This window comes from Parafrankia discariae (assembly GCF_000373365.1).
GTDB classification, from domain to species: Bacteria; Actinomycetota; Actinomycetes; order Frankiales; family Frankiaceae; genus Parafrankia; species Parafrankia discariae.
In genome coordinates, this window is sequence record NZ_KB891210.1 from 1 (window position 1) to 22,448 (window position 22,448).

Here is a 22,448-nt window from a genome sequence, read left to right on the forward strand (position 1 = left end):
GGAGACGTAGATGGGAAAGCTTGACGGCAAGGTCGCGTTCATCACCGGCGCGGCGCGGGGCCAGGGTCGCAGTCATGCGTTGCGGTTAGCGCGGGAGGGCGCTGACATCATCGCGGTGGACCTGTGTGCCCAGATGGATTCGGTGCCCTACCCGATGGCGACTCCGGACGACCTCGAGCAGACCGTGAAGGAGGTCGGGGAGACGGGGCGGCGGATCGTGGCGCGGCAGGCCGACGTCCGTGACGTGGTGGCGCTGGGGAAGGCGTTTCAGGATGGTGTCGCCGAGCTGGGTCCGGTCGACATCGTGCTGGCGAACGCCGGTATCGGGCCGGGTGGGGCGGCGAGCGAGGAAGAGCAGTGGGCGGACGTCGTCGGGGTCAACCTGACGGGGGTGTGGAACACCGGGCGGGTGGCGATCCCGTCGATGGTCGAGCGGGGCCGGGGTGGGGCGATCGTGCTGACCAGTTCGACGGGTGGGCTGGTCGGGGTGGGTATCCCGACGGCGGGGTTTTTGGGGTACACCGCGGCCAAGCACGGTGTCGTCGGGCTGATGCGGTCGTGGGCGAACTATCTGGCGCCGCACAGCATCCGGGTGAACAGTGTCGCCCCGACCACGGTGAAGACGCCGATGGCCGCGAACGGGGATCTGTCGGTGATCACGGCGGGGTCCCCGGAGCTGGCCCGGGTGCTGGCCAACGCGATGCCGGTCGACGCGGTGGACCCGCTGGACGTCTCGAACGCCATCGCCTGGCTGGTCTCGGACGACGCCCGGTACGTGACCGGCACCGTCGTCCCGGTCGACGCCGGCCAGCTCAACAAGCGGTAACACCCACGCGACAGCCCGCGCGGATCTCAGGAACCCGGGCGGCGTTCCACCGGGCCGTCGCCGAGGCCGTCGCCGTCGCAGAGGACGGCGAGGCGGAGGGCGGTCAGGTCGGTCAGGTCGGCCAGGGCGGCGTCGGCCCCGGCCGCCGCCAGACCGGCCATGGTGGTGGTGCCGGTGGCGACGCCGACGGCCCGGACACCGGCGTCGCGCGCGCCCTTCATGTCGTGCGGGGTGTCCCCGATGACGACGGTGCGGGCCGGGTCGAAGGTGAGGTCGTAGGCGGCCTCGGCCCGTTTGACCGCCTGCCGGACCAGCCCGGCCCGGTCGGCGTCGTCATCCCCGTAGCCGCCGACGGCGAGGTCGAGGTGCTCCGCCAGGCCGAGGGCGCGCAGCTTCACCGCCGAGACGGAACGGAGGTTGCCGGTCACCACCGACTGCACGACCGGCCCGGCCGGCGGGCTCGAAGCGCCTGTCGGGCCGGCGGAACTCGCGAGGCTCGCGACGGCCGCCCGCGCGCCGGGCATCTGCTCGCCGACCTGTCGCATCCGGGCCTCGAGCCGCTCGGCCGCCGCGCCCATCGCCACGTAGAGGGCGCTGAGTACCGCCTCGTCGACGGCGGCGCCGTTGAGCCGCAGGGTGTCGCGCAGGATCGCGCGCTCGGTGCGGCCCGTCGTGTCCGCCCGTTCGCCGAGCGGGCGGCCGACGACCGCCTCGAACGCGGCGGCGTGGATCTCGCGGCCGAGCGGGCCGACGGAGAGCAGGGTCCGGTCGATGTCCCACAGGACGAGCGACGGCGTGGCCACGCGGCGATGGTCCCACGGCGGCGGCGGCGGCCGACGCGTCGATACGCACAGGACGTTCGACCAGGCAAGGGACCTTCGGCCACCCACCTGATGCTGGGATGCCCGGTGAGCTTCATGGCAGGGTGACGCTATGGGGACGTCCGACGGGTGCCGGGGCGACGACCGCCCGGGGTCGCCGGGCGACTCCGTCCCGCCCGTGACTCTCGCGGCGCCCACGGCGGCGCTGGCACCGGCACCGGTGTTGACACCGACGCCGACACCGACACCGATATCGATACCGACGCTGATACCGATGCCGGCACCGAGGTCGGCGCCGTGGCCTTCGGCTCCGCTCGCGACCGGCCGTCCCGGGGACGGCGATGACCTGGCCGGGGCGTCGTCCGCGCGGGCCGGCGCGGAGCTGGAGCGGTCCACCGTCCGGGCGCTCGCGGTGCTGCGGACGGCCGGCCTCGTCCTGACGCCGGTCTACCTCGCGGTGTGGCGTTCCTGGTACGCGCACGAGATCGCCGCGGTGGCGGTCGTCGTGGCGGCCTCCGCGTGGGGTGTCCTGTTCGTGGTCCTGAGTCTGCGTCGCGGTGTGGACGCGCGTCTCGCCGCCGGCACGGTCGTGGCGGCGGCCGTCCCCGCGGCGCTGAGCTCGGTCTGCCTGCCGCCGCCGTCCGCCGGGGACACCGGGAGCTGGGTGATGCTCGCCGTGTTCCACGCCGGGCTGACGGCGGCCTGGGCGTTGCCGCCGCGGGCGTTCGCCGCCGCCGAGGCCGTGCTGGTGCTGTCGGTCGTGGTCGGTGGGCACGACGGGCGGCCGCAGGTGTTCACGGCGGTCACCTTCACCCTGGTCGTGCCGATCCTGTTCGCGTTCGCCGCGTGCCGCCTGCGCGAGTCGAGCAGACGGGCGGACGACCGTCTCACCTCGGCGATGTTCGGTCACCGGGCCCGGGTTCTCGTGCTCACGCTGGACCGGGACCGGCGGGAGCGCCAGCGGGTGCTGCACGACACCGTCCTCAACATCCTGACGGGCATCGCGTGGGGTGGCGGTGAGGATCTCGGGCTCGTGCGCCGCCGGTGCGCGGCCGGCGCCGCGGCGGTGCGCCACCTGCTCGCCCACGATCACGGGCCACCCGACATCGGCCTGGACGCCGCGCTCGCCGCGGTGGTGGGCAGCGCTCGGGAACGTGGTCTGACCGTGCACCTGACCGGCGCGGCCCCCCTCGAACCGGGGGAATCGGCCGGCGGGCCGGCGGCGGCGGTCGTGGCCGCGCTGGCCGGTGCCATCGGTGAGGCGCTGGCCAACGTCGAACGGCACGCGGGGACGGGCGAGGCGTGGGTGTGCCTGGAGCGTTCGCCGCGGCGGCTGACGATCCGGGTGAGTGACCGGGGTGCCGGGTTCCAGCCGGGCAGGTCCGCTCCCGACCGGCTCGGGGTGCGCCAGTCGGTGCTCGCGCGGATCCGGGACGCCGGTGGTCTGGCGACGATCGACTCCGCCCCCGGGCAGGGCACCACCGTGACGCTGACCTGGCCGGACCGCGCCACGAACACGGACGGAAGCCCGGCCGCCGGCACCGCCGCCGGCCGGGCCGGCGCGGAGGCGACGCGTGAGACGACCGCCGCGGACCTGCGGCACGACTACGCGGCCGGTCTGCGGGTGGTGATCGCCGCCATCGCCGTCGCCTGGCACGTCCTGATGCTGCTGCCGCTGCTCGTCACCCTGGGACGGGTCCACTCCGCGGCCACCGCGATCGGTGTCTGGGTGGTGCTCACGGCCTCGACGGTCACCGTCGCGTCGGTGGTCCGCCGCCGTCCGCTGTCGGGGGTGGAGGCGACCGGGGTGACGGCGCTGGCCGTCGGGGCGGTGCTGGCCAGCGACAACGTCGACAACGTCGACCTGCTGCGGGTGGTGAACTGGCCGCTGATCGCGGTGGCGCTGCTGGTCGCCTTCGTGACGGCGTCCCGGCGGGCGGTGGAGTCGCTCGTGTCGATGGCCGTCGTCGTGGCCGCCGTGGTCGGGACCGTCGTCGTCCGCGGCGCGACGGATCCGCTCACCGTCTCGCGGTTGCTCTCGCTCGGGTACGGGATCACCGGGCTCCAGCTGATCGTGGCCATGCTGGGACCGTTGCTGCGGCGGACCGCCGACACCACCGCGCGGGCCGTCCGCACCGAGGCCGAGACGGCCGCCGGCCGGGACTCGGACGTGATGATCCGGCGCGAGCGGGCCCGGTGGCTGGGCGCCATCCGCGATGACGTGCTGCCGACCCTCGACGCGCTCGCCGACGGGAGCGCCGACCCGCGGGACCGCCGGTGGCGCCGGCAGTGCGCCCGGCAGGCGGGGGCGATCCGCCGGATGCTCATTCAGGGAGGTGCGGGCTCCACCCTGGCCACGCTCGCCGCCGACATCGAGGCGGTCGTCGCCGCGGCGGAGGACCGGGGGATGACGGTCGACGTGCAGGCCGCGGGGGAGCCGGGTTTCATCCCGCTGGAGCTGCGGGCCGGGCTGGTGGACCTGCTCGACCGCACCCTCACGATGCTGCCGGAGAACCGGGCGCTGCTCACCCTGTTGGGGGACGCCGAGGGCGGCAGCGTCTTCGTCTCGGGGGCCTGGCCGGGCCGGGCGGAACCCCCCGCGCTGACCGGAGCCGTCCAGGCGATCGTCGACGTCGACGACGGGCGGCTCACGGTCGAGCTGCGCTGGGACACCCGTGGTCCCGAGGGGGCGGCCCGGCGGCCTGCCGACGCCGAGCGGCATCGGCAGGCCGGTCATCCCGGTTGAGACGGTGCCGGCGAGCCGGCCGTTGTCTCGGTCCTCCTGGCGGTTGTCTCAGTCCTCGATCGGTGTCACGCCGACCGCCTCGTACGTGGTGGGCTGGCCCTTCGCGTCCAGGGTCGTGATCAGACCGCCGCGGGAGCACTCCGCCGGGGAGGCCGGGTAGGCCTTGCCGTTGCAGCGGAACCGCAGGCCGGTGGCTCCGGGCAGGTCCTTCTCCGGCATGGCCTTGATCTTGGCGATGACGGCGGCCGGGGTGAGGTCGCCCGTGATCCCCTCCAGAGCGGAGTGCAGGGCGGAGATCGTCAGGTAGATGCCGGCCACGCCGGCCTCGGTGGTGTCGATGTCCTTGCCGTAGGTCTTCATCACGGCCTCGAAGCGGCGGATGCCCGGGTCGTCCGAGCCGAGCGGGGCGGTCGCCGTGACCGTCATGCCCTCCAGGAAGTCGCCGGGAACGGCCTCGCGGGTCGCGTCGGTGATGCAGTGCGCGATGGCCGCGAGCGGCCCGTCGTACCCGACCGCGCGCAGTCCGTTGAAGGCGCTGATGCAGAAGGCGTCGCTGCCGACCACCTGCACGATCCCGGGGTCGCCGCCGACGACGCGCTGCATCTGCGGCGTCATGTCGGCGGTGCCCGGCGGGACCAGGATGACGTCGAGCGCGATGCCCTCCTTCTCGAACTGGGGCCTGGTGAGCTGGTAGAGACCGGTGGTGACGGGCAGGTCGATCGCGATGACCGTGACCTTCTTGGCGCCCTCGTCCTTGGCCACCTTGATCGGCATGGTGACCAGCGGGAAGAACTGGTCACTGAGGGCGAAGGTCGACTCGCCGTCGGCGAGCGACCCGGCGCCGTTGGCGGTGTAGGACATGACCGGGATGTGCGCGTCGTGCAGCGGCGCCCAGATCTGCTCCCCGGCCCCGGAGGAGCCGACGACGACGGCGGTGACGTTCTCCTCGATCATCCGGTTCGCGCAGTCGGCGGCCTTGCCCGGGTCGGCCAGCGCCTCGCACTGCACCAGTTCGATGGGCCGGCCCGCGATGCCGGAGCCGTGCTCGTTGAGGTACTTGACGGTCGCCTCGGCGGTGGTGAACTCGTAGGAGAGGTCCGCGGCCGGGCCCTGGCCGTCCGAGACGATCCCGATCTTCACCGGGGCGCCCTTAGCCTGGGCCACCGGGCCCAGGAGCTCGGCGGTGGCCCCGGTGTCGCCCGCCGCCCCGCCGTCGTTGTCGTCGCTGTCGCCGCACCCGGCCAGGAACAGGCTCCCGGCCAGGGCGCCTAACGCCCCCAGGGCGGCTAAGCGCACGCCTGCAGGTTGTCCCGGTTTCCGCCTGCGCGTCAACCCACCGGGCAGGATCCCCGACTTCTGCATGTCGATGTCCCTCGTCTCGCGTTGGATGCGTTGCCTCGCCACCGGCCGGGACGGTGTGGTTCATGACGGGATCCGCGGGGGGTCGCCGGGCCACCCGCCGCCGGCACGGTCGAGTCTCCGGCCAGCTGATCCCCTCGAATCGGACCGCCGGTCCGGTATGAAGGGCTACCGTACGGACCGCCGGTCCGCCTCACAAGCGGAATCTGAAGAAATCCTTAGGTGGTTCCGGGTGGGGTTCCCGGCGAGCTCACGAGCTCACGAGGTCACCGCCGAGGTGTCGTGGGTGGTGCCGAGGTAGGCGTCGGCGACGGCCCGGTCGGCGCGGATCTCGGCCGGGGTGCCCTCGGCGATGACCGTGCCGAAGTCGAGCACGTAGATGTGGTCGCAGACGCCGAGCACGAGGGCGACGTCGTGGTCGACGAGCAGCAGGCCGACGCCGGTCCGGCTGATGGCCCGGATGCGCTCGCCGAGCCACGTGGTCTCGGTGGAGTCGAGTCCCGCGGCCGGTTCGTCGAGCAGCAGGATCCGGGGGCCGGTGGCACAGGCACGGGCGATCGAGACCAGCTGACGTTCACCCTGGCTGAGCTCACCGGCGGGCCGGTCGGCCCGGTCACCGATGCCGACGAGGTCGAGCGCGGCGCGCAGGGCCCGGTGCAGCCCCTCACCGCGGATGCCGAACAGCGCGGCGCCGATGTTCTCCTCGACGGTGAGGTCGTCGTAGAGCTCAAGGGACTGGAAGGTCCGGGCCAGGCCGCGCCGCACCAGCTGGTGCGGCGCCAGCTGCTCGACGCGCCGCCCGCCGAGCCGCACCTCCCCCTGCGCCCGGGTGAAGCCGGTGACCGCGTCGATCACGCTGGTCTTGCCGGCGCCGTTCGGGCCGATCAGGCCGACGATCCGCCCGGCAGGCACCCGCAGTGAGACGTCCGAGACCGCGACCGTGCCGCCGTAGCGCACGGTGAGCCCGGTGACGTCGAGCCCCGGCGCCCCGCCTGGCGGCTCTCCCGCCACCGTGTCCGCGACGGTGCCGGCTTCGGGGGCGGTGCCGGCTTCCGGGGCGGTGCCGGTCTCCGGGGGGCCTGCCGTCGCCGAGGTCGCGTCCGAGGTCGCGACCGCCACTGGTTTTCCGCCGGTCCGGCTCCGCCGGCCGCGCCGGCGGGCCAGGCGGTCGGCGAGGTGGTGGCCGGGGCTGGCGGCCCCCTCGGGGTGGACGAGCAGGACGACGACCACGCCGAGCCCGGACAGGACGGGGAACCAGTCCCCGAGGTCGACCCACCGGTCCAGGGCGATGAAGATGATGCCGGTCCCGGCCGTCACGCCGGCGAGGATGCCGCCGTACACCGAGGTCACCCCGGCCAGGTACGCCGTCGACAGCAGGGTCAGGCCGCTGATCGCGGTGAACGACTCGTAGGTGACCGTGCTCTGCCGGTAGGCGAGCAGGCTGCCGCCGAGACCGGCGATGAAGGACGCCAGCGCGAAGCTCGTGACCTTGATGAGCACGACGTTCACGCCGATGCCGGCCGCGGACCGCTCGTTGGCGCGCACGGCGAGCATCGCCGACCCCAGCGCGCTGGTCCGCAGACGGGCGACACCCCACCCGGTGGCGACGAGTACGGCCAGGCAGAGCAGCCCGAACTGGAGGCGGGGGAACGCGTGCCCGGTGCCGATGCTCAGGTCGAGGCCGAACAGCGAGGGCTGGGTCACCGGGGCCCCGCTGGCGCTGACGATGTCGGTGTTGCGGAACCAGACGGCCTCGATGGCGTAGGCGAGGGCGAGGGTGACGACCCCGAGGGTCAGCCCGCGCAGCCGCAGGGCGGGCAGTCCGACGAGCACCCCGAGGACGGTGGCGAACAGGGCGGCCAGCAGCGGCGCGAACGGGAACGGGACCTGCCAGCTCCGGGTGAGGCCGGACAGGGTGAAGGCGGCGCTGCCGGCGAGGGCGAGCTGGGCCAGCGACACCTGGCCGGCGTAGCCGGTGACGACGACGAGGGAGAGGCCGATGACGGCCGCGATGAACGTGCCGATGACGGCGCTGCGCCAGGTTCCGTCGGTGAGGAGCAGTGCGATCACGCCGAGCGCGGTTCCGGCGACGGTCGGCGGGAGCAGCGAGCGCGGCCGGGGCGCCCGCCCGAGGGGCTGGCGGACGAGGGTGCCGCGCACGGGCAGGCCCCGCCCGGTGGCGAGCAGCGCCACCAGGATCACCACCAGCGGCACCAGCTCCGCCGACCCGCTCTGCGGCAGCCAGGAGTGTCTCGCGGCCAGCGCGATCGCCTCCGCCTGGAGCATGCCGATGGCCAGCCCGGCGGTGACGGCCGGGAGCAGCTGCTGGAAGCCACCGACGACCGTGGCGGCCAGCGCCGGGACGACGAACAGGGTGTAGGTGGCCGGCGCGAGCGGGGTCAGCGGGGCGATGAGGATCCCGGCCGCGCCGGCGACCGCACTGCTGATCATCCAGTTGAGCAGGGCCACCCGCTCGGGGTTCACGCCGCTCACGTACGCGCCGGTCCGCGACTCGGCGGTCGCCCGGGTGAGCAGCCCGAACCGGGTGAAGCGGTAGACGGCGCTCAGCGAGAGGGTCAGCACCAGCACCGACAGCGCGAGGTAGAAGCGGTCGGAGAGCACGGTCAGCGAGCCGAGCCGCCACCGTTCACCCGGGAAGATCATCTTGACGCTCACCGGTGCCACGCCGACCCGGATCACCAACAGCGACTGGATCACGAGGAGGACACCCAGCGAGGCGACCGCTCTGGCCAGCGGCGGCGCCTCGCGCAGCTGTCGGAACACCAGCAGGTAGAGCAGGGCGCCGAGTAGCGCGCCGATCGCGAGGGCGATCGGCGCCGCCGCGGCGAAGCCCAGCGGCCGGCCGAGGTCGACCGAGGTCGGCAGGCCGGGCACGAGCACGAGCAGCTCGCCGTCCCGTAACCAGGCGTAGGTGTAGGCGACGTAGGAGGCGATCGCGCCGGTCGCGAAGTTGATGACGCCCGAGCTGCGGTAGGTCAGCACGAGTGCCACGGCCAATGCCGCGAACACCCCTCCGTTGCCGAGCCCGAGGAGAAGCGAGGCGACGTGATCCATGACGGTCTCCCGACGTCGTTCCCGGCCGAGGCCTGTGCCGGCGGGCTGGCCGTTGTCCCAGCCCTCCCGGCGGTTGTCTCAGTCCCCGATCGGTGTCACGCCGACCGCCTCGTACGCGGTGGGCTTGCCCTTCGCGTCCAGGGTCGTCAGGAGGCCGCCCCGGGAGCACTCCGACGGCGACGCCGGGTAGGCCTTGCCGTTGCAGCGGAACCGCAGGCCGGTGGCTCCGGGCAGGTCCTTCTCCGGCATGGCCTTGATCTTGGCGGTGACGGTGGCCGGGGTGATGTCACCCGTGATCCCCTCCAGCGCGGAGTGGAAGGCGGACACCGTGAGGTACATGGCCGCCGCACCGGCCTCGGTGACGTCGATGTCCTTGCCGTAGGTCTCCACCACGGCGTTGAACAGCCGGATCGCCGGGTCGTCCGAGCCGATCGGGGCGGTCGCCGTGATCGTCATGCCCTCGAGGAAGTCGCCGGGCACGGCCTCACGGGTCGCGTCGCTGACGCAGTGCGCGATGGCGGTGACCGGGCCGTCGTACCCGACGGAGCGCAGTCCGTTGAAGGCGCTGATGCAGAAGGCGTCGCTGCCGACCACGTGCACGATCCCGGGGTCGCCGCCGATGATGCTCTGCATCTGCGGCGTCATGTCGGCGGTGCCCGGCGGGATCAGGATGACGTCGAGCCCGAGGCCCTGCCGCTCGAGCTGAGGCCGGATGATCTGGAAGAGACCCTTGGTGATGGGCAGGTCGATCGCGATGGCCGTGATCTTCTTGGCGCCCTTGTCCTTGGCGACCTTGGCCGGCATGGTGACCAGCGGGAAGAACTGGTCGGCCAGGACGAAGGTCGACTCGGCGTCGCCCAGCGACCCGGCGCCGTTGGCGGTGTAGAACATCACCGGGACGTGCGCGTCGTGCAGCGGCCCCCAGATCTGCTCCCCGGCCCCGGCCGAGCCGACGACGACGGCGGCGGCGTTCTCCTCGACCATCCGGTTCGCGCAGTCGGTGGCCTTGGCCGGGTCGGCCAGTGCCTCGCACTCCACCAGTTCGATGGGCCGGCCCGCGATGCCGGAGCGGTGTTCGTTGAGGTACTTGACGGTCGCCTCGGAGACCTTGAACTCGTAGGAGAGGTCCGCGGCCGGGCCCTTGCCGTCCGAGATGATCCCGATCTTCACCGGGGCGCCCTTCGCCCGGGCCACCGGGCCCAGCACGTCGGAGGTGGCCCCGGTGCCGCCCGCCGTCCCACTGGTCCCGTCGTCGTCGCTGTCGCTGTCGCCGCAGCCGGCCAGGAACAGGCCGGCGGCCAGCGCGCCCAGGGCCCCCAGCGCGGCTAAGCGCACGCCCACCGACTGCCGTGGTCGCCGTCCGCCTGTCGACCGGCCGGGCAGGATCCCCGAATTCCGCATGGTGGTGTCCCTCGTCTCGCGATAGGTGATCTGTACTTTCAGCGGCACCGGATGGGTGACGGCGGCACTCTCGACCGGGTGATCGGTGCCTGTGGCCGGGCGTGGGTGCGGTGCGTGGCGGGGTTCTCAGCGGCGGGGGCCGTCGGCCGTCGGCCGGGTCAGGTCGCCACGCCGTCGATCTTCAGCTGGATCAACTCGTCCTCCGACCAGCCCAGCTCCCGCAGGATCTCGTCGGTGTGCTCGGCGAAACGTGGCCCGCGGCTGAGCTCGGCGGGCGTCTCGTCGAACTGGACGGGATTCACGACCAGCTCGCGGTCCCTGCCCTCGGTGTCGACGAGCGTCCCGATGTGGCCGTTGGCGCGCAGCGAGACGTCCTGGCCGACGTCCCAGGCGTCCTGGACCACGGCCCACTGGCCCTTCATCCCCTCGACCGTCCTGAGCCATTCGGAGTAGGTCAGGGAGGCGATGATCTCGGCCACCAGGTCGGCGGCCTCCGCGGCGTTCGCCATGATCTTCTCGGCCGAGTCGAACCGGTCGTCCTCGGCGAGCTCCGGGCGCCCGACGACCGCGCAGAACTCCGGCCAGTACACCCCCGGCTGGAGCATCGACAGCTGGAGCCACCGGCCGTCCGCGGTCCGGAAGGCGCCGATCAGCGGGTTCGTCGGCGCGCCGTGCCGGGGCTCCTCGACGTCCGGCAGCGGCCCGCCGGCCAGCAGGGCCAGGTTCACCGAGAACTGGGTGGTCCAGGCTCCGACGCCGAGCAGGGACACGTCCACCACCGAGGGCGCGCCGGTCGCCGCGCGCCGGTAGAGGGCCGCGGCGATGCCGCCGGCGATCGTCAGCCCGCCCATCGAGTCGCCGTAGGCGCCGGCCGGCATCTTCGTCATCCGGTCGGCCCCGGGCGGGGTGACGCCCGACGCGCTGCCGCCCCGGGCCCAGAACGCGGTCCCGTCGTACCCGCCCTTGTCGCGCTCCGGGCCGCGCTGGCCGAAACCACTGCCCCGTACGTAGATGATGTCGGGATTGATCGCCCTGATGTCCTCGACGTCGATCCTCAGCCGGGACCGTGACCTGGGCAGGAAGTTCGTCACGAACACGTCGGCCCGCGCGACGAGCTTCTCCAGAACGACGCGCGCGCCGGGTTTCTCGAGCGCGAGCCCGATGCTGCGTTTGCCGCGGTTGGGGGCCTCCATGATGGGAAAGAACGTGTTTCCGTCGCTGGAGACATCGAGACCCAGGAGTCGGATCAGCCCGCGCTGGGCGTCGCCGTACTCGGCGTGTTCAACCTTGATCACATCCGCTCCCCAGTCGGCCAGAACCGCTCCGGAAGCGGGGACGAAAGTGTATTGGGCGACCTCCAGCACTCGGACGCCCTCCATCGGTCGAGCCATCTGTGCCGCCTCCCGTCGCGCCATGTGGGTACCGATATATCTCATCGCCCCCATGGCCTGTCAACTGCGTATTTGTATTTAGTCGCCGTGCCGTCCCGCGGTCGTCGGGGTGCTCTATTACTTGTCACGAAGCAGATTAAGACCCGTCAGGTGCTTTTTGTTGTGCCGAAAGTGATCCGTATGCGGAGCTCGTCGGGCGGCGTGCGGATCCGTCGTTCCGGACGCCGAACTCCCGGCTCGCGGCCCGGCCGTCACCGGCGGCCGGCGGCGCCGGACCCACTCCGGCGGCGTGCTCGCCCGACGCCGGAGAGCTCGCCCGCGGTCCGCGGTGAGTGCGCCGGAAATGCTTCTGACCTGCTGAGACGATTCTGGCTGCGCGGGCCGAGGTGCGGCTCCCTGCGGCCTGGCCAACCTTCCGGCCGGCCAGTTCCCGTCCGCGGGATCCGGATCGGATTTCGGGAGGGGAGTAGACACATGGAGGTAAGGCTTCTAATCTTGTAAATGTTAGCGTCCGAAGATCGTTTACAATCTGGTCGGTGGCTGTGGCCATGGCGACTGCGGTCTGTGGCCATGGCGACTGCGGTCTGAGGCCATGGCGACTGCGGTCTGACAACCACGGTCCAAGACCGCGGTCCAGTGGCTGCGGCCATGGTGAACGTTGCTATCCGGAAGGCGGCCCTCGGCGAGCTGGAGGGCGGTGTCGGAAAAGCGGATTCCGTCGCCGGCCGCAGTGACGGGTCCGTTCCGGATCGTATGGAACCGACCGGAACCGGTATGGGGTGTGCCGGCGGTGGCGCACTTTCTTTCGGGGTTTGACAAAGAGCAATCAACATTCCCGGTCCGGTAAGGTTCCAGGCGTTGCGGGCTGCGTTCCGGCAAACCACGGAAGCGAACCGGAGGCGATTTCCTCGGAACTGTGCAGTCAGTGACAGTTCAGCACGTTGAACATCCTGGTCCGGGTGTGGCGCACCCGGCGCGGACCCTTCCCTGACCCGGATCCCGGTCTCGTCACCGACGGCTCGTACCCGTCGGACGGCCGACGGCTCCCGCGCCCGTCGACGGGCGGACCTTCACCTGATCCCGCCACGCCGAGACGGCGAGAACGGAGGAAAGCCGTGCCCGGCGACACCGGGGTCCACCAGTTCCCGTCCGGCCCACCGGCCGGCCTCGACATCCATCCCCTGTGGGCGAAGATCCGCCGGGAGGAGCCGGTCGCCCGGGTACGGCTGCCCTACGGCGGCGTCGGCTGGCTGGTCACCCGCTACGACGACATGAGGCAGGCGCTGAGTGATCCGCGACTGAGCCGCGCCGCGGCGGTCGGCCGCGAGGACGTCCCACGGACCACCCCGCGGCCGGCGCAGCCGTCCGCGCTGCTCAGCATGGACCCGCCGGAACACACCCGGCTGCGCCTGCTGATCTCCCGGGCCTTCACCGGCCGCCGCGTCGAGCGGTTACGCCCGCGTGCCCAGGAGATCGTCGAGGCGCGCCTGGAACGGATCGAGCGGTCGGGGCCGCCCGCCGACCTCGTGCGGGACCTCGCCCTGCCGCTGCCGGTCACGCTGATCTGCGAGATGCTCGGCGTGCCGCCGGAGGATCAGCACCGGTTCCGCGAGTTCGCCGACGTCATGCTGTCGACGACCGCGTACACCGAGGACCAGATCGTCGGCGCCCGGGCGCGGCTCGCGGGCTACCTCGCCGAGCTGGTCGCCCTCCGCCGGGCGCACCCGACGGACGACCTGCTGGGCGCCCTGGTCGCCGCCCGCGACGACGATGATCGGCTCAGCGAGGAAGAGCTGATCGACATCGGCGTCACCCTGCTGATCGCCGGCCACGAGACCACCGCGAGCGAGCTGTCCAACTTCATCTACGTGCTGCTCACCGAGCCCGGGCACTGGGCGGCGCTGCGGGCGCGGCCCGAGCTGATCCCCGGGGCGGTGGAGGAGCTGCTGCGCCACGTCCAGCTGTCCGTCGGCGGCAACAACCCCAGGGTGGCCACCGAGGACGTCCGACTGGGCGACGTCACGGTGTCGGCCGGCGAGGCCGTGATCGTGTTCGCGCAGTCCGCGAACCGCGACGAGGCCGTCTTCGACCGTCCGGACGAACTGGATCTCACCCGGCACCCCAACCATCACCTGGCCTTCGGGTACGGCGCGCACTACTGCCTCGGTGCCCAGCTGGGCCGGATGGAGCTGCAGGTCGCGCTGGCCGCGTTGCTGCGCCGGTTCCCCGCGCTGCGGCTGGGCGTGCCGGTCGAGGAACTGCCATGGAAGTCGGGCCTGCTCGTGCGGGCCCCGGAGTCGCTCCCGGTCGAGTGGTGAGGCGGTCAAGTTGACAGAAAAACCGACCGGAACCGGAACCGGATCTGGACCCGGCACCGTACCTGGAACCGATGCCGAACCGAACTGGAAACCGGTCGGCGGCGACCTGTTCGCCGTCCTGTGCCCCCCGTGCCGGCAGCTCGGGCGCTGTCGGATGGGGATGGAGGAGGAGACGCTGGCCGCGGACGGGTCGGCGCACTACCGCCTGCGCTGCGGCCCGGAGCACGAGGGCGGCCCGGGCGTGGCGCACGGCGGCTGGATCTCGGGTGTGTTCGTCGAGATCGTGGGTCATCTCGCCGTGCAGCTGGAGCAGCTCGCGGTGACCGGGGCGCTGAGCGTCACCTACCGCAGGCCGGTGCCGATCGACCGGCCGTTGACCGCGCGGGCCTGGCTCGCCGGGAAGGACGGCGGGAGATGGACCGTCGAGGGCAGCATCCACCTCGCGTCGAGCGGCACCGAGCTCGCCCACGCGACGGCACTGCTGGTCGAACGCGAGATGAGTCATTACACGCGGGCCCGGGAGTGGCTCGGCCGCGAGGAGGCGGGCTCAGATGGCACTGCGTGACGTCGCGATCGTCGGAATCCACGCCACCGAGCAGGCCCGCCGGCTGCCGCACCGCACCGCGCTCGATCTCGCCCAGGAGGCCGTCTTCGGCGCGATCGCCGACGCCGGCCTGCGGCCCGCCGACGTCGACGGGGTCGCCGCCGACTGGCCCGGCCCCGGCGGGACGGTCGACGAGAGTGCCTCGTGGGCCCGCTCCCTGGGGCGCTCCCTCAACTGGGTCGGCGAGGGGATGCTCGACACGGCCGGCGCCCGCGGCGTGATGAAGGCCGCCGCCGCGATCTCGGCGGGCCTGTGCGACGTCGCCGTGGTCGGCGGCGGGCTCTCGGGCCGGTTCGGCGGGCGCGGGCCGGTGGGTGTGGCGGTGGCGGAGGTCGAGTTCGTCGACGTCTGGGGCGCCTACTCCATTCCCCTGTTCGCCCTGGTCGCCCAGGGGTACCTCCGCCGGTTCGGGACCACCCCGGAGCAGCTGGCGACCGTCGCCGCCACGATCCGCAACAACGGCTCGTCGAACCCCGAGGCGATGATGTACGGGAAGGGCCCGTACACGGTCGACGACATCCTGGCCTCGCCCCTGGTGGCGACGCCGTTCCACCTGCTCGACGTGTGCATCACCGGCGAGGGCGGCGGAGCCGTCGTGCTCACCTCGCTGGAACGGGCCCGCGACCTGCCCCATCAGCCGGTCGCCGTACTCGGGGCCGGGATGGAGTTCGCCGGCAACCACGGCATGCCGCCGCTGGACTACCGGACGGTGGGCCGGCTCGGCGCCGCCGCGGCGCGGCGGGCGTTCGGCGCCGCGGGCGTCACGGCGCGCGACGCCGACGTGTTCGCCCTCTACGACCCCAACTCGTTCGAGCTGCTCAGACAGCTCGAGGTGATCGGGCTGTGCGACGAGGGGGAGGGCGGCGCGTTCGTCGACGACGGGCACATCGCCCTCGGCGGCCGCTACCCGACCAACCCCGAGGGCGGCTGCCTGTCCCACTCCTGGAACGGAACCCAGCACATGACGCTGAAGGTGGCCGAGGCGGTCCGGCAGATCCGCGGCACCGCGGTGCACCAGGTGCCGGACGCCGAGGTCGCCGTCGTGGCGAACGCCGGGTCCGGCACCCGGCACTACGAGGTCGTCGTCCTGGGGAAGGCCTGAGATGACACGGTCGACACCCACCCCCTCCGAGCTCTCCGTCGAGTTCTGGTCCGCGGCGGCCGAGCACCGCCTGGTCGTCCCGCACTGCGGCGGGTGCGGGATCCGGTACTTTCCGCCGGAACGCCTGTGTCCGGGATGCGGCGAGCCCGGCTGGCGCTACGTGGAGAGCAGCGGGACGGGCCGGGTGGTGGCCCACACGGTCGTGCACCGGGCGCTGTCCCCGGACCTCGCGACCCCGTTCGTCCTCGCCGCCGTCGAGGTCGACGGTGAGTGGACGATGCTGACCAACATCGTGGACTGCGATCCGGAGGAGGTGGCCGTCGGCCTGCCGGTCCGGGTGCGGTTCCTCGACTGCGCGGGCGGCGCCCTGCCGTGCTTCGCGCCGCGGCCCGCCGCCGGGTCCCCGCCCGGCCAGCCGGGGCCGACGCCGGAGGCGACGCCGTGACCGAACGGACCGTGACCGAACGGACCGTGGCGGGGCGGACCGTGACCGGGCGGAGCTCGGCGGGGCCGTCGGACGGCGGCGTCGAGCTGCCGCTGACCGGCGTCCGGGTCGTCGACCTGTGCCGCGGCGGCGCCGCGCTCGCCGCGCGGGTGCTCGGCGACCTCGGCGCCGACGTCGTCCGGATCGAGCCGCCCGGGACCCCCGGCCGGGCGCCCGGCACGGACGTCCGGCACGAGACGCACAACTTCAACAAGCGCGCCCTGGCGCTCGGTCTCGAGTCCGCCGCCGGACGCGAGCGGTTACTGGGCCTGCTCGCGACGAGCGACATCGTCATCGAGGGGCTCGACGGGCCGCTCCCGGGCCGGCTCGGCCTCGGCGAGGGCGAGTTCCGACGCCGGTTTCCCGCGCTCGTCGTCGTCTCCGTCACCGAGTTCGGCCGGTCCGGGCCCTACCGGGACTGGGCCGGCACCGACGCCGTGCACGCCGCGCTCGCCGGCTTCCTCTCCCGCTCGGGGCTGCCCGGCCGGCCGCCGCTGCTCCCGCCGGCGGCCCTGCCCACCGGGTCCGCGGCGCTGGTCGCGGCGTGGTCGGCGCTGCTCGCCCACCACAACCGGCTGGTCACCGGCATCGGTGACGACGTGGAGGTGTCGATCTTCGAGAGCACGGTCCAGGTCATCGATCCCGGCTACGGGATGGCGGGCTCCGCGACGAGCGGCATCCCCACCTCCGACGGCCCCCGGGGCCGCCCGGACGCCGGCCACCTCTACCCGGTGTTCCGCTGCGCGGACGGCTACGTCCGGCTGTGCATCCTCAAGCCCCGGCAGTGGCGGGCGGTGTTCGAGTGGATGGGCCGTCCCGCCCGGTTCGCGGACCCGGCGCTGGCGGACATGTCCCGGCGCTTCGCCGTCGCGGACGTGCTGCATCCCGAGATCGGTCGTCTGCTCGCCCACCGGAAACGTGACGAGGCCGCGGCCGAGCTGCAGCGGCTGGGGATTCCCGCGGCGGCGGTGCTCGACCTCCCCGGGGTCCTGCGCGCGGACCACTTCGCCGCCCGCGGCGTGTTCACCGGCGTCCCCACGCCGGAGGGGGAGATGTCCGTCCCGGACTGTCTGTTCGGGATCGACGGTCACCGGGTCGGCCTGCGCACACCGGCACCGCAGGCCGGTGAGTCGGCGGGCGATCCGGCGGGACCCGACGCGGCCGGCGGCACCGCGCTCCCGGTGCCTCTGGCGCTCCCGGTGTCGCCGGCGCCCCCGGTGTCCGCCGGGCCGCGTCGGCCGCTCGACGGCCTGCGGGTGCTCGATCTCGGCGTGATCGTCGTGGGTGGGGAGAGCGGGCGGCTCCTCGCCGACATGGGCGCCGAGGTGATCAAAATCGAGAGCGCGGCGTTCCCCGACGGCTCCCGGCAGTCGCTCACCGTGGAACCGATCAGCCCCGTCTTCGCCTGGGGTAACCGCAACAAGGCGAGCCTGGGGCTGGACCTGCGCGACCCGCGCGGCCGGGCGCTGTTCCTGGAACTCGCGCGGAGCTCCGACGTCGTGCTGTCGAACTTCAAGCCCGGGACGATGGAGAAGCTGGGGCTCGGTGCGGCCGAGCTGCACCGGGTCAACCCGCGGCTGGTGGTGGCCGACTCCAGCGCCTTCGGGGCGGACGGCCCGTGGGGCGACTGGCTCGGCTACGGCCCCCTCGTGCGCGCCGCGACCGGCATCAGCCTGCTGTGGCGGGACGACATCCCCGACGCCCGGGGTGGCTCCGGCGGTGGTCCGGGTGGCTCCGGCGGTGACGCGGGCGGCTTCGCCGACGCGTCGACGATCTACCCGGACCACGTCGCGGCCCGGGTCGCGGCGATCGGCGTTCTGGCCCTGCTCGTCCGGCGCCGTCGCACCGGCCGCGGCGGGACCGTGAGCGTCGCCCAGGCCGAGGTCATCCTCGGCCAGAATCCCGACCTGTACGCCGCGGCGTCGCTCGGCCGGGCCGACGGCGCGCGGCGGCACGCGCCGCGGGGGGTGTACCCGTGCGCCGGTGACGACGAGTGGGTGGTCGTCGACGCGCGGGACTCCGCCGACTGGCGCCGGCTCGCCGCGGTGATCGGCGGCCCGTCCCTCGCGGCGGACCCGCGGTTCGCGACCACCCGGGACCGCCGCGACCACGCGGCGGAGATCGACGGGCTGATCGCCGCGTGGACCAGCCAGCGCCCGCCCCGTGCCGCGGCGTCCGCGCTCCAGGCGGTGGGCGTGCCGGCCGGGATGATGCTGCGGCTCACCGAGCTGCCGGACGACGAGCACCTGCGGGCCCGCGGGGCGTTCCGCGTCGCGCGGCACCCGCTGATCCCGCGGCCGATGCCCAGCGAGAACACGCCCGCGCGTTTCCGGAACATTCCGGACGTCGAGTTGCGCCCGGCGCCCATGCCCGGCGAGCAGACCCGCCGGGTCGCCCGCGAGCTGCTCGGTCTCGACGAGGACGAAATCCAGCGCCTGGTCGACGACGGTGTGCTACAGGAGACGACTCCGTCCGACTATTAGCTTTTCAGCAAACAATAGGTCGTTCCGGCCAGGTTCCGTCGTTCTCGCGCTGGCTGTTGAGGACGGCGACCAGCCTCGCTATCCTTGCAAAGATATACGGCCATAAAGCAGACGGATAATCGGCGTGGGCACGTGGCCGGTACGGATGTGGTCCGCGCGCCCGCCGTCCGACGGCCGGTGGCGGACTCGTCCCGCGGACACCGATGTCCTCAGTACAGGGGGTCTCTATCTTGGCTCAGGGGGCGCGCTACACCAGCCTTGCTCCGACCACCCTCGCGGCGGGTTGGAGCTTGGACCGCCTTACGCCGACAAGCAGGCTTTTCGGGGCCAACGGGCTGCGCACCGGTCCCGACGGCCGCATCTACATAGCCCAGGTGACCGGCAGTCAGATCAGCGCGCTGGACGTCGCCACCGGGGCGGTGGAGGCCGTCAGCCCCAAGGGCGGCGACATCGTCGGCCCGGACGACGTCGCGTTCGACTCGGCCGGCACCATCTACGCGACCGAGTACATGGACAACCGGGTGAGTGCCCTCGGCACCGACGGTCGCGTCCGGGTCGTGGGCGAGGACCTGACCGCCGTCAACGGCATCACCGTGCACCAGGACCGGCTGTTCGTGAACGAGTGCCGGCCCGGCGGCCGGCTGATGGAGCTGCCGCTCGGCGGCGGCGCGCCCCGGGTGCTCGCCGACAACCTGGGCCAGCCCAACGCCATGGAGGTCGGCCCGGACGGGTACCTCTATTACCCGGCCATGATCACCAATGACATCTGGCGCATTCACCCCGACGGCGGCGAACCGCAGCGGGTCGCCGGTGACCTGGGTGTTCCGGACTCGGTCAAGTTCGACGACGCCGGATTCATCGTGTCCACCCAGGTCCTCACCGGTGAGGTGCTGCGCATCAACCCGCGTTCCGGCGACCGGGAGGTGCTCGCCAAACTCCAGCCCGGCCTCGACAACTGCACCTTCCTCGACGGCCGGCTGTTCGTCTCGAACTTCACCGGCGAGATCACCGAGGTGCTGGGCGGCGGCGAGACCCGGGCGACACTGCCCGGCGGTCTGAACTGGCCACTGGACCTCACCCTCGACACCGACGGCACCCTTTACATCGCCGACGGCCCGTTCTTCTACGCGCTGAGCCCGGGCGGCTCCCCGCGAACGGCCGGCATGCTGTTCAGCCCCGGCAGCCCCGGTTTCATCCGCGGGGTGACCACCGCCGGGCCCGGCGAGTTCATCGTCACCACCGGCAACGGCGCGATCGCGCGCTTCCGGCCCGCCGAGTTCGCGAGCGAGGTGCTGGCCGACGGCCTGGACCAGCTCTACGGGGTCGCGATCGCGCCGGACGGCGCGGTGGTGGCCGTCGAGTTCGCGCGCGGCCGGGTGCTGGCCGTCCGGGCCGGCGCGGTCGAGGTGCTCGCCACCGGCCTGAACGAACCGGTCGGGGTGACCTTCGGGTCCGACGGGGCCTGCCTGGTCTCCGAGGCCGGCGCCGGGCGGATCGTCTCGGTCGGCGGCCCGCGGGTGGAGACCGTCGTCGACGGCCTGGACACGCCGCAGGGCGTCCTGGCCCGGGACGGGCGGCTGCTGATCGTCGACGCCGGTGCCAAGACGCTGCTCGACGTCGACCCGGGCACCGGGGCGCGCACCACGATCGCGCGCGACCTCCCGGTCGGCGCCCCGCCCGGCGTCGTCCCCAAACCACTGCGCGGACAGCCGCCGTTCTCGGGGCCGCAGGGCCCGTTCGCGGGCATCGTCGCCGGCCCGGACGGCACCCTCTACGTCTCGGCGGACGCCGAGGGCAGCGTCCTGGCCCTGCGGCCGGAACGCTGAGCAGCCGCGCCGTGGACCTTCCGACCCGGCCGATCGAAATCCCGCGGAGCCGGCCATGACCGGACCCGTCGTCCCCGACCGTGACCACGAGCAGGACCGAGGATCTCTCATGTACCAATCGCCCCTGGATCACTGCGCGCCGACGACCACCCCCGAGGTCGATCAGGAGGCACTGCGCGACAGGTACCTCGCCGAGCGGGACCGGCGGCTGCGCACCGACGGCCAGAAGCAGTACGTCGAGTCCGGTGACGAGTTCGCCGAGTTCTACGAGGTCGACCCGCACACGCCGCTCGTCCCGCGCACGCCGATCGACCTCGACATCGAGGTGGTGATCCTCGGCGGCGGCTTCTCGGGGCTGATCGCCGCGGACCGGTTACAGAAGAAGGGGATCACCGACTTCAAGATCGTCGAGCTGGGCGGCGACTTCGGTGGCGTCTGGTACTGGAACCGCTATCCGGGGATCCAGATCGACTCGGACGCCTACTGCTATCTCCCGCTGCTCGAGGAGACCGGCTTCATCCCCAAGGAGAAGTTCTCCCACGGCGACGAGTGCTACGAGCACGCCCAGCGGATCGGCCGCCACCTGGGGGTCTACGACAAGACGCTGTTCCACACCATGGTCCGGTCGCTGGAGTGGGACGAGGGGATCGGCCGCTGGCGGATAGCCACCAACCGCGGTGACGACATCCGGACCAGGTTCATCATCATGTGCCAGGGGCCCTACAACCGGCCGAAGCTCCCCGGCATCCCCGGCATCACCGACTTCAAGGGGCACACCTTCCACACCGCCCGCTGGGACTTCGACTACACCGGCGGTGACCTGCACGGCGGGCTGGACAAGATCGGCGACAAGCGGATCGCGGTGATCGGTACCGGCTCCAGCGGCGTCCAGGCGATCCCGCACCTGGCGCGTGGGGCGAAGCATCTGACGGTGTTCCAGCGGACGCCGTCCTACGTCTTCGAGCGTTCCAACTACCCGACCGATCCGGAATGGGTGGCCAGCCTGAAGCCGGGCTGGCGGGAGGAGCGCCAGCGCAACTTCCACAACGCGACGTTCGCGTTCTACTCGCCGGGCGAGCCGGACAACATCTGCGACGCCTGGACCGAGGTCGCCCGTAACCTCGCGGCGCACCTCAACTCCACGAACGGCTGGGGCGCGCTGGCCGACCCCGTGAAGTTCATGGAGCTGCACGAGGCCGAGGACTACCGGGTCGCGGAGCGGATCCGCCAGCGGGTCGACCAGGTCGTCGGGGACCCGGCGACCGCGGAGCTCCTGAAGCCGTACTTCCGCATCCTGTGCAAGCGCCCGGTGTTCAACGACGACTACCTGCCGACCTTCAACCGGCCGAACGTCACCCTCGTCGACGTGTCGGACGCCAAGGGCGTCGACCGGATCACCGAGCGCGGGGTCGTCGCCAACGGCGTCGAGCACGAGGTCGACTGCATCGTGTTCGCCAGCGGCTTCGAGATCACCGGGGCGCTCGACCGGCAGCTGGACATCAGGCCGCTCGCGGGCCGGGACGGGCGCTCGCTCTACGACCACTGGGGCAAGGGCTTCCGCACGCTGCACGGCATCATGGCGCACGGTTTCCCGAACTACTTCGCCACCGGCTTCATCCAGGGCGGGGTCACCGCGTCCACGACCAAGATGTTCGAGCAGCAGGCGGACCACATCGCCTACATCCTCGGCGAGGCGGCGGCCCGCGGGACGAAGATCGTGGAGCCCACCGCCGAGGCCGAGGAGGCCTGGGTCCGGACCATTCGCGACAACAAGATCGACAACACCCGGTTCGTCACCGAGTGCACCCCCGGCTACTACAACAGCGAGGGCGAGTCGAACGCCCGGTGGTTCCTCGGGGAGCCCTACGGGCCCGGGTTCTACGCGTTCGAGGAGCTGTTGCAGGCCTGGCGCGACGCCGGTGACCTGGCCGGACTGGTCCTGACCGACTGAGGCGCGGGCGGCGGGCGTCCACGGCTGCCTCGCCGTGGACGCCCGCCGTTCGACCCGGCCG

The 22,448-nt window shown here is 72.6% G+C and carries 14 protein-coding genes; 9 read left to right on the plus strand and 5 right to left on the minus strand.

All coding sequences use genetic code 11. The annotated features are described in order from the left end of the window. Positions 1-10: 10 nt before the first annotated feature. Entirely contained in the window at positions 11-826 is an 816-nt protein-coding gene (locus B056_RS0113675) for a mycofactocin-coupled SDR family oxidoreductase (protein ID WP_018502434.1), read from the plus strand. A 26-nt stretch (positions 827-852) separates the two neighbouring features. Here the strand turns inward: B056_RS0113675 and B056_RS0113680 are convergent, their stop codons facing one another. Continuing rightward, the gene (locus B056_RS0113680) at positions 853-1,629 is read right to left on the minus strand and encodes an HAD family hydrolase (RefSeq protein WP_018502435.1); all 777 of its coding nucleotides are present in this window, start codon (positions 1,627-1,629) and stop codon (positions 853-855) included. A gap of 292 nt (positions 1,630-1,921) precedes the next feature. Between B056_RS0113680 and B056_RS0113685 the strand changes: the two genes are divergently transcribed. Beyond that, entirely contained in the window at positions 1,922-4,393 is a 2,472-nt protein-coding gene (locus tag B056_RS0113685; protein WP_154677015.1) for a sensor histidine kinase, read from the plus strand. A 48-nt stretch (positions 4,394-4,441) separates the two neighbouring features. On the opposite strand, the gene B056_RS0113690 is transcribed toward B056_RS0113685, so the two are convergent. The 4 genes from B056_RS0113690 to B056_RS0113705 form a co-directional block, all read right to left on the minus strand. After that, the gene (locus B056_RS0113690; protein ID WP_018502437.1) at positions 4,442-5,689 is read right to left on the minus strand and encodes an ABC transporter substrate-binding protein; all 1,248 of its coding nucleotides are present in this window, start codon (positions 5,687-5,689) and stop codon (positions 4,442-4,444) included. 321 nt (positions 5,690-6,010) lie between these two features. Continuing rightward, positions 6,011-8,827, minus strand: a complete 2,817-nt coding sequence (locus B056_RS0113695) for a branched-chain amino acid ABC transporter permease/ATP-binding protein (RefSeq protein ID WP_018502438.1) — start codon at positions 8,825-8,827, stop codon at positions 6,011-6,013. 78 nt (positions 8,828-8,905) lie between these two features. Beyond that, positions 8,906-10,228 (minus strand): ABC transporter substrate-binding protein, encoded by a 1,323-nt coding sequence (locus B056_RS0113700; RefSeq protein ID WP_051105623.1) that lies wholly within the window; start codon positions 10,226-10,228, stop codon positions 8,906-8,908. A 158-nt stretch (positions 10,229-10,386) separates the two neighbouring features. Beyond that, positions 10,387-11,619, minus strand: a complete 1,233-nt coding sequence (locus tag B056_RS0113705) for a CaiB/BaiF CoA transferase family protein (protein ID WP_026239674.1) — start codon at positions 11,617-11,619, stop codon at positions 10,387-10,389. Positions 11,620-12,734: 1,115 nt separating this feature from the next. Here B056_RS0113705 and B056_RS0113710 point away from each other — a divergent pair. From B056_RS0113710 to B056_RS0113740, 7 genes are all read left to right on the plus strand, one after another. Further along, a complete protein-coding gene (locus B056_RS0113710) occupies positions 12,735-13,937 on the plus strand; it encodes a cytochrome P450 (RefSeq protein ID WP_018502441.1) in 1,203 nt (400 codons plus the stop codon). Between the two features lie 160 nt (positions 13,938-14,097). Further along, positions 14,098-14,502 carry a PaaI family thioesterase gene (locus tag B056_RS0113715; RefSeq protein ID WP_018502442.1) on the plus strand — a complete coding sequence of 135 codons (405 nt, stop codon included), beginning with the start codon at positions 14,098-14,100 and terminating at the stop codon, positions 14,500-14,502. Further along, positions 14,489-15,643 carry a thiolase family protein gene (locus B056_RS0113720; RefSeq protein WP_018502443.1) on the plus strand — a complete coding sequence of 385 codons (1,155 nt, stop codon included), beginning with the start codon at positions 14,489-14,491 and terminating at the stop codon, positions 15,641-15,643. Before B056_RS0113715 ends, B056_RS0113720 begins: the two co-directional genes overlap by 14 nt. 1 nt (position 15,644) lies before the next feature. Beyond that, positions 15,645-16,088 carry a Zn-ribbon domain-containing OB-fold protein gene (locus B056_RS36385; protein WP_018502444.1) on the plus strand — a complete coding sequence of 148 codons (444 nt, stop codon included), beginning with the start codon at positions 15,645-15,647 and terminating at the stop codon, positions 16,086-16,088. After that, a complete protein-coding gene (locus B056_RS0113730) occupies positions 16,085-18,610 on the plus strand; it encodes a CaiB/BaiF CoA transferase family protein (protein ID WP_230202986.1) in 2,526 nt (841 codons plus the stop codon). The genes B056_RS36385 and B056_RS0113730 overlap by 4 nt, the downstream gene beginning before the upstream one ends. Before the next feature lie 203 nt (positions 18,611-18,813). Beyond that, positions 18,814-20,436, plus strand: coding sequence for an SMP-30/gluconolactonase/LRE family protein (locus B056_RS0113735; RefSeq protein ID WP_051105618.1), 1,623 nt, complete (start codon positions 18,814-18,816; stop codon positions 20,434-20,436). 109 nt (positions 20,437-20,545) lie between these two features. Continuing rightward, positions 20,546-22,387: a flavin-containing monooxygenase gene (locus tag B056_RS0113740; RefSeq protein WP_035751465.1), complete on the plus strand. Its 1,842-nt coding sequence runs from the start codon at positions 20,546-20,548 to the stop codon at positions 22,385-22,387. Positions 22,388-22,448: the final 61 nt, after the last annotated feature.